This window comes from Salinirubrum litoreum (assembly GCF_020567425.1).
Classification (GTDB): domain Archaea; phylum Halobacteriota; class Halobacteria; order Halobacteriales; family Haloferacaceae; genus Salinirubrum; species Salinirubrum litoreum.
Map to the genome: position 1 here is coordinate 236,465 of NZ_JAJCVJ010000003.1, position 12,701 is coordinate 249,165.

A 12,701-nucleotide genomic window follows, 5' to 3' on the forward strand; every position below is an offset into this window, starting at 1 on the left:
TCTCTCTCGACGACTCTCGTGTATGTCTCAGGCATCTCTCACACGATCCGTCTGGACGCTCGACGCGGGTGACTACCCGGCGGACGGACCGATCGACGACGGGGCCCGGTTCCTGCTCAGGTACGCCATCCTCGCGCCGTCGAGTCACAACTCCCAGCCCTGGCGGTTCGACGTGCGTGGCGAGGAGATACACGTCGGCGCAGACGAGTCCCGCTGGCTCGAGGCCACCGATCCCGACAAGCGTGAACTGTACCTCAGCGTGGGCTGTGCCGTCGAGAACTGCTGTATCGCGGCGGAACACTTCGGATTCGACCCGGTCGTCGAGTACCACGACCCCGACTCGGCGGACTACGTCGTGACCGTGCGACTCGAGGCGGGTGCGCCCGCGACGCCCCGCCCCGAAGGGTTGTTCGACGCACTCACGGCCCGGACGACGAGTCACGCGGTCTTCGACGGGCGGGCGCTCGACGCCGACAGCCGCGAGCGACTGGATGGCGTCGGCGGCGACGCGGGCGTCACGCTCCACCTCGTCGACGACGCGGAGACGAGAGACGCGATCGCCAGACTGCAGGCGACCGCGGACCGCCGTCAGATGGACGATCCCGCGTATCGGCAGGAACTGGGCTACTGGATCGGTCTCGGCGCACTGGGCAGTTCTTGGATCGCCGCCCGGATCGGACAGGCGGTCGTCACCCACCTCGACATCGGGGATCGTGAGGCGGCGAAGAACTCGAAGTTGATCCAGAGCGCCCCGGTCGTCGCGGTGCTGAGTACGCCCGCGGACGGCCCGGTCGAACAGATCAAGACCGGACAGATCTTCGAGCGGATCGCCCTGCTGGCCAGTGCCGCGGGCGTCGCCGTCCATCCGATGAGTCAGACGCTCGAACGACCCGAGCTACGGTCGCGACTCCGCGACCGTCTGGCGACGGCCGAGAGCCCACAGCACCTCTTCCGACTCGGATACACCGAGGAGACGCCAGAGCACACACCTCGCTGGCCACTCGACGTGTTTCTGGACGACACACGAGTCGCTCCCGAGGAGTGACTCGACGCGTCTCCTCCGCTCGGCGGTCGTCGCCGCCGTACTCGACTGCATCGACCCAGCCACTGCCGATCACTGTCGAACTCGTGGCCGGATCGACCCAGCCGAGGGAGCGACGTCGTCCCGACTCGCTGTCGACCCACCTCACGACGGGGTGTCGCGCGGTCGGTCGGCCCGTTCACGATCGGTCGACGACGCAGAGAGATCTAACCCCCCGTCGGGGAGCGGGTTCACCGAGAGTCGCTCGGTCCCGTACCGCCAGACCAGCAGTGCCACCACCGCCCAGACGACGCCGAGCAGGGCGACCTGTGAGGCCACCTCGCTCCCGACGACACCCCCGGCGGTCGTCACGGACACCGCGTTCGAGAGCGTGTGGAAGACGACGGCGACCAGCACGCGGCCACCGGCGGCGTTGTAGAGCCACGTCGTGATCACGCTGATCCCGACCACGGCGGCCGCGTACAGAGCGAACGGCGTCCCCGCCTGTGAGCTTCCGGGCATCAGGAACAGCGGGACGTGCCAGACCGCCCAGATCACGCCGATGGCGATACTCGCCCAGAACGCCCCGACTCGACGCTGTAAGACCGGGAGCGCGAGACCGCGCCAGCCGGGTTCCTCCAGGCCGCCCCTGACGAGCGTCGCGAACACGACGGCCGGGAGCGCCGCCGCCGGCAGGAGACCGGCGCGGTCGAACTGTGCGCCACCCGCGACGACGACCGCGATGGCACCCACGTAGAGGACGACCGGCACCAGCACGGCGGCGAGCCAGACTCCCGGCGGTGCCCGGACGTCGACGAGCGCCCGGAGCCACGACCGGCCGTCGCCACCGAGTGTGGCGACGACGACGGCCGCGAGGAAGGGGCCGAGGCCGCCGAGCAGGAGCAACGGCGTCACGAACGCGGACCGGCCGGTCTGGAGGTCGACGGCGACGACTCCCCACGGGATCCATGTCAGGAGGAACGTGAGGAGGACGAACGCGGCGAAGCGATGCCGGCGGACGAGAGAGCGTACTGATTCCATGGGTAGATCACGGTCTCCCGTTCGTCGTCCACGGTGATAACCGCAGACGGCACCTCTCGATACCTGAGAACGACGAACGCGGCAGTCGACCCCCACGACAACGGCTCACTGGTCTCGCTGGGTCGGTGTGGCCGGGAGCGCGTGACGCGACCGACCCTACAGCGGGAGGACACCGAGCAGTGACAGTTGCCAGGCGACCACGACCGCCGCGGCAGTCACGACCGTGTAGTGGACCCGGACGGGACGTGTCCAGTACTCGTCGCGCCACGCGAGGCCGGTTGCCACGACGGCACCGACCGTGCCCGCGAGCGCGACCCACCGGACGAGTTTCCCGGTCTGGAGTGCCAGCGACGGGGAGGCGGCCTCCGCGTTGAAGTCGAGCCACGCGAGCAGGAAGATCACCAGCACGGCGAGCCACAGCAGGCTGACGGTGCCGAGGAGCCAGTGTGCGGCGCGTTCGCGGTCGTCCGGGGCGTCGTGACCGCGCCAGCGTCGCCACAGCGGCCCCGCGAGCCAGAGCAGGAGGACGGAGGCGAAGCCGAGGACGCCAGCGCCGAGTCCGGTCTGTAGCACCGTCAGTCGCTCGTAGCACGGGACGCGCTCGTAGGTCGACGGCCCGAAGCTATCGAAGAACAGGTGTGTCGCCCGGCCCTCGTCGTCGTACTCGAAGACCAGCAGATCGCTGCCGCCGACTGCCTCGTAGACCCCTGGTCGGCGCTCGACCCACGTCTGCGTGGGTGCGCCGAGTCGGGTGGTCCTCAGAGAGCCGTCGTCGGTCGCCTCGACGGTGTAGGTGCGCGTCGTGACACCGAGGAGCCGTTCCCACGAGGACGTCGAGACGGTCAGCGACCGGTAGTCGCCGGTGAGGGCGCGCGCTCGGTCCGTGGCACCGGTCGGCGGGTCGACGGCAGGTGTGTCCGATCGCGGGTAGTAGCGATCGGTGAAGGCGTCGAGCAGTTCGAACCGGGCAGTCCCGCCGCCGGGCGCGTTGTAGACGACGAACAGGCCGAGGTCTCGCTCCGGGTAGAGCGCGAGCAGACTCGTGAACCGGGGCGTGTCCCCCCAGTGGCCGACGATCCGCTCGTCGTTCCGGTCCATCTCGATGAAACCGAAGGCCATCCCGTTCAGTTCGGGGACGCGTTCGGACTTCGTGACCTGCCGACTGTGCATCTCGCGGACCGACTCCGCAGACAGGATGCGCTCCCCGCCGACAGCACCCTCGTTCAGGTGCGCGAGCATGAACTGCCCCATGTCCGCCCCGGTCGTCCGGAGCGAACCGCCCTCCGGCGGCAACGTCCACACCAGCGGCGGGTGGGCCTGATACCCGCCGTTCTGGTACGTGTAGCCGGTCGCGCGGTGCGGGTCCAGTCGCGCCGGGAGCGGTTGGGCGTAGGTCGTGTTCGCCATCCCCAGCGGCATGAAGATGCGCTCGTCGACCTGTTCGACGAAGGGCGTGTCGGCGGTCTCGGCGACGACGTGGCCGGCGAGTGCCGTCCCGTAGTTCGAGTACGCGACGAACGCGCCCGGCGGGGAGACGCGGGCGGGCCGCTGGTCGGCAAGGATCTGGTCCATCGGCCTGATCTCGCCGGGGTCGTCTGCGACCATCCCGGCGAAGACGTCCTCGAACCCCGCAGTGTGCGTCCCGAGGTGTCGCAGGGTGACGGGCTCCGGGTAGGTGGGCGGGACGGACACCGCAGAGTCGGCGAGGTAGTCGTTCACGTCGCGGTCGAGGTCGAGTCGGCCGTCCTCGACGCCCTGCATCACGGCCGTCCACGTGACGAGTTTGCCGGTCGAGCCGACGCTGAAGACGGTCTCGTCGGCGACGACCGGACGGCGTGTGTCGAGATCGGCGTAGCCGTACCCCTTCGCGAGTGCGATCTCGTCCTCGTGGACGAGGACGACCGTCGCCCCCGGGACGTGGTGGCGTTCGAGCTGTGCCGCCATCGTCTCGTCGAGCCACGCCTCGACGGCCTCGGGGTCGTCGAGACTCGGCTGCGCCTCGGACGCGACAGACGCGGCGGGTCGCTCGAACGAGGCGAGCGCCGGGCTACTCACGAGGGCGACGATCAGGAGCAGGACGGCGAGTGTGTGTCTCGATGTGTGTGTCATTGGAGGGACGTCTGTGGGTGCGGTCGTCGGCGTCCACCGTCCGAAGCAGGCAGACGCGATACCGGCGGGGAGACGGAAGCGATCCGAGCGGGACGTCGCTTCGCGATCACCACCCGGGTCGGTGGTACTCGTCCCGTGCTCCCGGCGTCACTGACCGTCGAGACGACGACTGCTACTATAAAATCGCCTACTGGTTGCCAGACGCTGAGAGTCGATGAGCGGAGTTGGCCTCGACGCTCGGCAGTCGATTCGGTGCTCGGAGTCCGATCCCGTCACCGAACGACGGTCACCGTCACCGGCGCGTCGCTGACGACCGTCGTCGCGACCGTCCCGAGCAGGCGCGAGACCAGACCGTTCGACTCGCCCCCGTGACCGCCCATGACGACGTGGTCCACGTCGCTCCCTTCGACGAACGCGAGGATGACCTCGGCTGGGTCGCCGGTCTCGATGACCGTCTCGACCTCCCGGTCGTACTCGGCTGCCCGCTCGGTGGCCTCCGCGATCATCTTCTCGGCTCGCTCACGGGCGTCGTCGAGACGCTCGTCCCCGCGCTCGCGAACCCCGCCTTCGCTCATCCCACTCCCGATGGGTGTGAGCACGTTGAGGACCGTGACCTCGCAGTCGAACGTCTCCAGGGCGTGTGAGAGCGCCTCGTCCGCGAGCGGCGAGCCATCCAGCGGGACGAGGACGTGTGCGGGTGCCATACGCGACCGTAGGCAGACGACGGGTAAAAACACCGCACTCCCGGGGCCAGGACCGTCGCAGGCGAGCCACGCGGCGTGACTCCGGACGGTGGACCGACGACTGGTGGTGAACGCGTCGCCAGCAGTCGGGACGGAGTGGACGTCACCTGTCGGTCGAGTGGACTCACCGACCGGTCGCGATCCGTAGCGAGTACGCGATACAGGCGAGACCGACCACCTGCGTCAGCCGAACCGCCAGGCGGACGACGTTCTGCAGGTGGATCGGGACGATCCGGAACGCGATCAGGCCCTGCCCGGCGACGGCCAGCAGGTACGTCAACCCGAACAGCAGGATCATCCCGACCGAGAGCCACCGCATCGAGCGTTCCTCGTTCCGCCGGAGGCCACGATACGCCTGATAGCCGATGTAGAGGCCGATGATCGCCGACAGCGTCGCCGCGAGTCCGGCGAGCAGGCCGACGGGCGACCCGAAGCCGATCACCGCCATCAGAACTTCCCCCACAGGCGAGTCAGTTGGTCGGCGACGTCGTCGCTCCGGCGGTCGACCTCCCACGAGATGTCGCCGTCCCTGATGGTGAGTTCGAACCGGTCGAGCCGTGAGACGTACACCGTCTCGTGGTGCCCGTCGGATCGTGGGCGCGTGCGCTCGGTCACGAGGTCGGCGTCGGTCAGCCGCTCGAGTCGCCGGTAGATCGACGACGTGGAGAGCCCACAGCGGTCGCTGAGTTCGTTCGCCGACCGTGGCTTCTCGCTCGTCGCGATCAGGATCGACCGGACGTGCTCGTCGTCGAGCAGCGAGACGACGGTTGCGAGGTCGACGCCGGCCATCTCTCCGTCAGGTGTCATCTGCGTCGTACATAGTATGTTGGGGTCTGTTCGGGGGATGCGCGGCGTGGGCTCCGACGTTCCGGCACACGCCGCTGGGGAGACGGCGACGCTACGCATCGGTCTCCCCCCGCAGGTCGACACCGAGGAGGACGTGGAAGCCGACCTCCTCGGTCGAGTAGACGAGACTCACACCGGTCGCGTCGGGGTCGTCGCGCAGGTCGACCACGGCCTCCGTCCCCGCCTCGACGGTCTCCGTGCCGGTCCAGAGGTCTCGCTTGTCGATTCTCCCGGGTGCGGCGGGGCGGTGGACGTCGTAGAAGAGCCGATTCGCAGAGACGGCCTCACCGGCCTCGTGTCTGAAGGTGACGCGATCGTTCGAGGCGTCGGCGTCGACGCCCCACGTCACCTGTGGGAGTTGGTACTCGGGCGGGACCGACTGGTCGCCCGACAGCGGGACCTGCGTCTCGACGGTGGCCAGTCTGCCGGCGAGTGCGACGTCGAACGCGTCGGCACCGTCGACGAACCGGTAGTCGTCTTCCCGCAGGGCTCGTTCGAGTGCGTCCGCGCTCGGCACCCGGTCGGGGTCGCGGTAGTGGTACTGGACGACCTGATAGGCGGTCTCCTCGTCGAATCTGATGGCGTCGGCCATCATCACCGGTCGACCCGTCGGGTCGTGGGTCGCCGTGTTGACGCCGAGGTACGGGTTCCCACCCGCGGCGGTCGAGAGGGCCTCGAACCCGTCGTTTGTGTCGTGGTACCGGGGCCGAGTGCCCCGGCCGGCGTCGACGAGTGCTTCCAGATCGGGCGAGTCGTGGTGGTACGCGCTCGTGAAGACGACGGTGCCGTCACCGACGGCGACGCGACGGGGGACGTCCGAGCGGGCGAACACGGTGTAGCCGCGATACGCGCCCGTCTGCTCGTAGCCGGTGGAGTCGATCGTCTGGACGACGCGCTCCCGGTCGAAGGACGCCTCCGCGACGGTGCCGAAGGTCCCGCTGACGACCCGGTCGTAGGTCTCGAAGCCGACCCCGACGTAGTCGAGACTCGCCTTGAGGCGTGCCCGCCCCCCGACGAACTTCGCCGGTGCGTCGGGGCGCGAGGCCGTCGACTGCATCGCGACGAAGTGGTAGTCGTCGACGTCGGTGTCGACGGCGGAGGGTGCCGGGAGCCAGCGCCGGTAGGCTGGGTCACCCGCTGGCGGGACGTCGAGACGACCGTATCGCTGGTCGTCGCCGAGTGGGGGGAGCCCCGAGAGACAGCCAGCGGTCGACAGGGACAGCGACGCCGCGAGTGCAGCACTACCCGTGAGGAATCGACGGCGGGAGCGATCAGTGGAGGGCCGATCTGTGTTGGGGGACATGCCGCAGTTCGAGACTCACTCGCCGATACCGTATAAGCTCCACATCGACTGCGGGCCTGCGCACCCCGTCGATGGATTTTTGTAATGGTTCGAGGTGAGAGGCTGCATCCGGCCCGAGTCGCAGTGCTCGGCGGCAGGAGTCTCCACTGGTCTCACTACCCGCGCGTGGTACCCGACTCGCTGGCCGCCGGACACGCCGAAGGCGGCTGGCTGCAAGTGCGAGAGTGCGAACCCCAGAGTGAGCAGCAGGAGTATCGGGACGACTGCGATCACACCGGAGAGCCCACCGGTCTTCGCTCCACGCTTCGGGGGCACCTTCTGGAGATACCCCGCGACCGCCCCGCCGAACAGGGGCGAGAGCCGTCCACGCAAGCAATGTACGATGAGTCTGACCGTTCGGAGGGGCGCTCCCGCTCCCCCGATTCGACGGCCTTCGGTCTCGTCGCCCCGTGGTGCCTCGCTCGGTGCTCCGTCCGCGAGACAGACGTGACGACACTCGGCATCCTCGCTGGACATCGCTCACGTCGCCCTCCGAGTGGCCTCTCGGCAGTTCGGACAGCAGCTTCATCCGCGTGAGAAGCGTATCTATCCCGAGATGCCGACAGTGCAGACCGGCGATATCGAGACCTACTACGAGACACGCGGTGAGGGCCCGCCCCTGCTCTTCGTCCACGGCGCACTCTCCGACCACTCGGCAGCGGCCGCACAACTCGATGCCTTCAGCGAGGAATGTACGACGATCGCATACGACCTCCGCGGTCACGGGCAGACGGCGAACCCACGCGACGCGCCGTACTCCATCGACCTGTTGGCAGCCGACCTCGACGCGTTCATCACCGCTCTCGACCTCGACCACCCGGTACTCTGTGGTGTCTCGATGGGTGGCATGGTCGCACAGACGTACGCCAGCCGACACCCGGACGGACTCGGTGGCCTCGTTCTCGCCGACACGTTCACGCCGTCGTTCGTCGACCGGCGGGACCGCTTCGAGCGGACCGTCCTGACGCGGGCGTCCCTGGAACTGCTTCGGCTGGTCGGCTACGAGCGTGCCATGGGGGCTCTCACCTGGCTCGGTCGGCGGATCGAGCGGAACCGGACCACGAGTCTCCGCCCGGAGCGGTTCCCTCCGATGGAGACGGCTGCTGCGGTCAACGCACTCCGAGCGGTGCTGTCCTTCCAGCACACCGACATCGACCTCCGGTCGATCACCGTCCCGACGTTGATCCTCTACGGTGAACACGAGACGTCCGTGATCCGTCGACACGTCCCCACGCTCGCCGCCGAGATACCCCGGGCGACCGTTCGGGAGGTCCCCGACGCCGGACACGCTTCCCCGTGGGACAACCCGGCGTTCTTCAACGACGCGATCCGGACGTTCCTGACCGAGATCGTCTCGTCGCCAGCGGCGGGGAGTGAGCCACCCGAGTGAGCGATCCTGTGTCCGTCTCACGTCGAGGATCGGAACGACTTCGGCCTCGAACCGACGCTTGAGTGCCTCGCCGGTCTCTGGCACCCGGAACGCGACGTGGCCCCAGTTGTCTCCCGTCGGTGGGACGAACGACGGGACAGTTGGTTCTCCGGACAGAGTCGACCACGGAGCAGTCCCTCTTTCAGTGCCGTGGCGGGTCTACGTGGTCGATCGCCGTGACGTTCGTCCCGAAGCAGTCTCCGACCAGACGTGTACGCTCCCTGTCGAACGCGGTTCGGGTGGATACACGAGACGCATCTGCGCCCGACTCTCTGTGAGCACGAATAGTTATGCCGAAATCGTGCGTAGGGTTACCATGCGGTCGAGCAGCTACTCACCGATCGACGACATCGCGTATCTCGCACGGTCCGATCACCGTGTCAGCACGCTCGTCGCGTTGACCGTCCGGCCCCGTACTCGTTCCGAACTCCGGGGGACGGTCGGTGTCTCACCGTCGACGATGCGGCGGACCCTGCGTGAGTTCGAGGAGCGCGACTGGATTCGCCGACCCGACCACGAATACGAGGCGACACAGCTCGGCGCGTACATCGCATCGGGGATGACAGCACTGAAAGAGCGCGTCGAACTCGAACAGCGTCTCCGAGACGTCTGGCAGTGGCTCCCGGGCGAGGAGAGCGGGTTCACCGTCGAGATGTGTCCCGATGCGGTCGTGACGGTCGCCGAGGCCGACAACCCCTACGCCCCGATCAATCGGTTTCTCACGCTGCTCGACGAGAGCGATACACTCCGGTTCATCGGGTCCTCGCTCGTGCTGTTGGAACCGTGTCGTGACGAGTTCTGCGAGCACGTTATCGACGGACTGCAAGCGGAGATCATCGATCCGCCACGCGTCGCCGAGTACATCCGGTCGACGTATCCGGCGTTGTCGTCCGAGACCCTCGCCAGCGGGAATCTCACCGTCCGACTACTCGAGGACCTCCCGCCGTACGGCGTCGGTCTCTTCGACGACCGGATCGCCGTCTGTGGCCACGACCCCGACAGTGTAACAGTTCGGGTGTTGCTCGATACAGCCGACGAAGAAGCCCGAGAGTGGGCAGAATCGGAGTACGACTTCTACCGCCGCCAGACGCAAACTGCTCACTTCGGCCCCGTCCCTGACTGAGCGAGTGCCGTTCTCACTGTCGACCGAGACCACTCGTCTCCCGAACCTCTCGACGTCGTTCGGTTCGTCTCACTCGCTCTGAGTCGTGTGTTCGGTCGGTCGGCCTGTCCACCTGGTGCGTTTTCACCAGCAGTTGCACGGCCACCAGGTGCTGCCTGCTCACCACGAATTGGGCACCGTGGCACCGGCCACTCGCCTGTCACGGGGTAGCTACCTAACGCTCGGAGCCGGATCGAGACTGCGGATCGGCAACTGAAGATCATGACTCGAGCGAACCGGTGCGATCGTGTGGTGTCGACCCGGAGTGGCGATTCCTTCTTCGCCCCGACTACGAAGCCAGAACGCTCGTGGGAGTGGAGATCAGAGCGTGTGGTTCGTCGGCAGACGCACACGGACGTGCCCCCGCAGCGAGCACTCTGCTCGAGCAGGTGGTGAGAGGCTATGCCAACTAAACCAGTACCTAACACAGACGACATCGACGAACAGCAATTAGCGGAGGTCGTAGAAACGTCACTCGTCGACCTCGGTGCGACAGTTCACGCCGCACTGGCCATCATCGGCGACGAACTCGGGCTCTACGCGACACTCGACGAGAAAGGACCGCTCTCCGCAGAGGAACTGGCCGCGGAGACGGAGACGGCAGAACGGTACGTGAGAGAGTGGTTACGAGCAGAGGCAGCAGGCGGCTACGTGACGCACGACGCCGCAAGCGGCCGATACGAACTCTCACCCGAACAGGCGTACGTCCTGGCCAACGAGGACAGCCCGGTGTTCATGCCGGGTGCGTTTCAGTTGGTCTCGGCAGTCGCCAAGATCGAACCCGAACTCCGCGAAGCGTTCCGAACCGGCGACGGTATCGGCTGGCACGAACACGACGAAGACGTGTTCCACGGCACAGAACGCTTCTTCGGCCCCTCCTACGGTGCGAACCTGCTGTCCTGGATCGAGGCACTCGACGGTGTGGACTCGGCGCTGGACGCGGGTGGCCGGATCGCCGACGTAGGGTGTGGTCACGGTGCGCCGACAGTCCGCATGGCAGAAGCGTATCCCGACTCGACAGCCATCGGCTTCGACTACCACGAGTCGTCGATCGAGGTGGCGCGCGACCGGGCGAAGACGGCCGGCGTCGCCGATCGCGTCGACTTTGCGGTCGCTACTGCGCGGGAGTACGAGGGAACTGACTACGACCTCGTCACGATGTTCAACTGCTTCCACGACATGGGTGACCCAGTCGGTGTCGCAGCGCACGTCCGTGAGACGCTCGCCGACGACGGGTCCTGGATGATCGTCGAACCCTACGCCAGCGACCACCTCGAAGAGAACTTCACGCCGTACGGTCGCCTCGCGTATTCGATCTCGACGCTTGCGTGTACGCCCAACTCCCTCAGTCAGGACGTCGGGTACGCACTCGGCGCGCAGGCCGGAGAGGCAGAGACCCGATCGGTCGTCACCGAGGGTGGGTTCTCGACCTTCCGTCGTGTCGCGGAGACACCGACGAGTCTGGTCTACGAGGCCATCCCGTAACTCACGGTGCGACCGGTCGCTTCGTTCCCTGAGGGAGAAGACCAGGCCGGCACCTCCTCGCTGACACCGCACCGATGCAGTGACCGATAGCCCGCTACACCGGCGTGTCCGACGTGATCACGACCTTCCCCGTCGCGTGGCCGGCTTCGAGATACCGGATGGCCTCGGGTACCTCGCGGAGCGGGTACTGGCGGTCGACGACGGGCGTGACGTCGTCCGACTCGAGTAACTGAGCCACGAACGCCAGGTCCGCAGGGTCGGGCTGGAGCGTGAATCCCCCGAACCGCTGCGTCCCGATGGCCGAGAGGAGCGGCCCGCCGAGCATCGCGCTCACGAACCGCCGCGTCGGGCCGCCGACCATGACGTACCGGCCGGTCGGCGTGAGCACACGCCGGTAGGCACGCATCGGGTGCGAACCTGCCGTATCGACGATGAGGTCGTACTGCGTCCCGGCGGTGGTGACGTCGGTCGTCGTGTAGTCGACGACGTGGTCCGCACCGATCGAGCGGACCAGGTCCGCCTTCGCGGTGCTGCACACTCCGGTCACCTCTGCACCGAGGTACTTCGCGATCTGTACCGCGAACGTCCCGACGCCACCCGAGGCACCGTTGATCAAGACGTGTTCGCCGGCCTGTAACTGGCCGGCGTCGCGGAGTGCCTGGAGGGCAGCGACGGCAGACGTCGGTATCGTAGCAGCCATCTCGAAGGGGACGGACGCCGGTTTCCTGACCAGTGCGGTCGCCGGGACGCAGACGTACTCGGCGAAGCCACCGAAGCCGTGTTCCGAGAGGTCGGCGAGCACCGCATCACCCACCACGAAGCCGGTGACGTTCCGGCCGACTGCCTCGACGCTCCCCGCGACGTCGACACCGACCGTCGGGAACTTCGGTCGTCGGTAGCCGCCGTAGACGAGTCGGACGAGGAGCGGCGACCCGCGCATGAGGTGCCAGTCACCGACACCGACCGACGCGGCGACGACGCGGACAAGCACCTCGTCGTCGTCCGGCACGGGCTTCTCGACAGTCGTGAACGACAGGACCTCGGGTCCGCCGTACGTCAACTGGACGATCGCGTGCATCCGGGTCTCTTCGATGTCGGGGGCTTCCGATATCGCGGTGTCGGGGGTCGGCTGGAATTCGTCCGCCGCCATCACGCCACCTCCGGCGTCGCCGGGTTCTGTGCGCTGATTCCTCGGACCAGCGGGGACAAGATCAGGACCATCTCGCCGCCGACGGCAGTCACACTGTTCGATACGCTCCGGACGCGACGCGACTGGTGCGTCCCGCACACTTCGGCTGTCGTGGTTGCCATTGATACACCTCTGGAGTCCGTCTGAACGATTCCGAGGGGCTGAAGCGCCGAGAAACAGCGATTCGGTCACTGGGGACCGTCGGAACGGAATGAGATTCACTGACGCGCCCAGAGAGCATAATCGTTTCCGCGAAGTCGTCGGTGACCCGACCGACCGTCGCTCTCGGGCAGTGAGTCCAGGCCGCGGTCGACGGGACGCCCCGACGTCGAGA

13 protein-coding genes are annotated in these 12,701 nt (G+C 67.4%); 4 read left to right on the forward strand and 9 right to left on the reverse strand.

From position 1 onward, the window contains the following. Positions 1-22: 22 nt before the first annotated feature. On the forward strand, positions 23-1,045 hold the full coding sequence (locus LI337_RS16995; RefSeq protein ID WP_227231110.1) for an Acg family FMN-binding oxidoreductase: 1,023 nt from the start codon (positions 23-25) through the stop codon (positions 1,043-1,045). A gap of 141 nt (positions 1,046-1,186) precedes the next feature. Here LI337_RS16995 and LI337_RS17000 read toward each other — a convergent pair whose 3' ends face one another. The 7 genes from LI337_RS17000 to LI337_RS20125 form a co-directional block, all read right to left on the reverse strand. Beyond that, positions 1,187-2,062 (reverse strand): CPBP family intramembrane glutamic endopeptidase, encoded by an 876-nt coding sequence (locus LI337_RS17000; RefSeq protein ID WP_227231111.1) that lies wholly within the window; start codon positions 2,060-2,062, stop codon positions 1,187-1,189. Between the two features lie 156 nt (positions 2,063-2,218). Next, positions 2,219-4,171, reverse strand: a complete 1,953-nt coding sequence (locus tag LI337_RS17005) for a serine hydrolase domain-containing protein (protein ID WP_227231112.1) — start codon at positions 4,169-4,171, stop codon at positions 2,219-2,221. 272 nt (positions 4,172-4,443) lie between these two features. Next, positions 4,444-4,875 carry a universal stress protein gene (locus LI337_RS17010; protein ID WP_227231113.1) on the reverse strand — a complete coding sequence of 144 codons (432 nt, stop codon included), beginning with the start codon at positions 4,873-4,875 and terminating at the stop codon, positions 4,444-4,446. 163 nt (positions 4,876-5,038) lie between these two features. Next, positions 5,039-5,362 carry a DUF7521 family protein gene (locus LI337_RS17015; protein ID WP_227231114.1) on the reverse strand — a complete coding sequence of 108 codons (324 nt, stop codon included), beginning with the start codon at positions 5,360-5,362 and terminating at the stop codon, positions 5,039-5,041. Further along, entirely contained in the window at positions 5,362-5,721 is a 360-nt protein-coding gene (locus LI337_RS17020; RefSeq protein WP_227231115.1) for a helix-turn-helix domain-containing protein, read from the reverse strand. The genes LI337_RS17015 and LI337_RS17020 overlap by 1 nt, the downstream gene beginning before the upstream one ends. A gap of 91 nt (positions 5,722-5,812) precedes the next feature. After that, entirely contained in the window at positions 5,813-7,063 is a 1,251-nt protein-coding gene (locus LI337_RS17025; RefSeq protein WP_227231116.1) for a hypothetical protein, read from the reverse strand. 15 nt (positions 7,064-7,078) lie between these two features. Then, complete coding sequence (locus LI337_RS20125) at positions 7,079-7,579, reverse strand: DUF5518 domain-containing protein (protein ID WP_227231117.1); 501 nt, start codon at positions 7,577-7,579, stop codon at positions 7,079-7,081. Positions 7,580-7,658: 79 nt separating this feature from the next. On the opposite strand from LI337_RS20125, the gene LI337_RS17035 reads away from it, so the two are divergent. From LI337_RS17035 to LI337_RS17045, 3 genes are all read left to right on the forward strand, one after another. Continuing rightward, positions 7,659-8,492, forward strand: a complete 834-nt coding sequence (locus LI337_RS17035; protein WP_227231118.1) for an alpha/beta fold hydrolase — start codon at positions 7,659-7,661, stop codon at positions 8,490-8,492. Between the two features lie 355 nt (positions 8,493-8,847). Further along, a complete protein-coding gene (locus LI337_RS17040) occupies positions 8,848-9,654 on the forward strand; it encodes a helix-turn-helix transcriptional regulator (RefSeq protein WP_227231119.1) in 807 nt (268 codons plus the stop codon). A gap of 441 nt (positions 9,655-10,095) precedes the next feature. Continuing rightward, positions 10,096-11,178, forward strand: coding sequence for a class I SAM-dependent methyltransferase (locus LI337_RS17045; RefSeq protein WP_227231120.1), 1,083 nt, complete (start codon positions 10,096-10,098; stop codon positions 11,176-11,178). Between the two features lie 94 nt (positions 11,179-11,272). Here LI337_RS17045 and LI337_RS17050 read toward each other — a convergent pair whose 3' ends face one another. After that, entirely contained in the window at positions 11,273-12,328 is a 1,056-nt protein-coding gene (locus LI337_RS17050) for an NAD(P)-dependent alcohol dehydrogenase (protein ID WP_227231121.1), read from the reverse strand. Beyond that, positions 12,328-12,489 (reverse strand): hypothetical protein, encoded by a 162-nt coding sequence (locus tag LI337_RS17055; RefSeq protein ID WP_227231122.1) that lies wholly within the window; start codon positions 12,487-12,489, stop codon positions 12,328-12,330. Before LI337_RS17055 ends, LI337_RS17050 begins: the two co-directional genes overlap by 1 nt. Positions 12,490-12,701 lie beyond the last annotated feature (212 nt).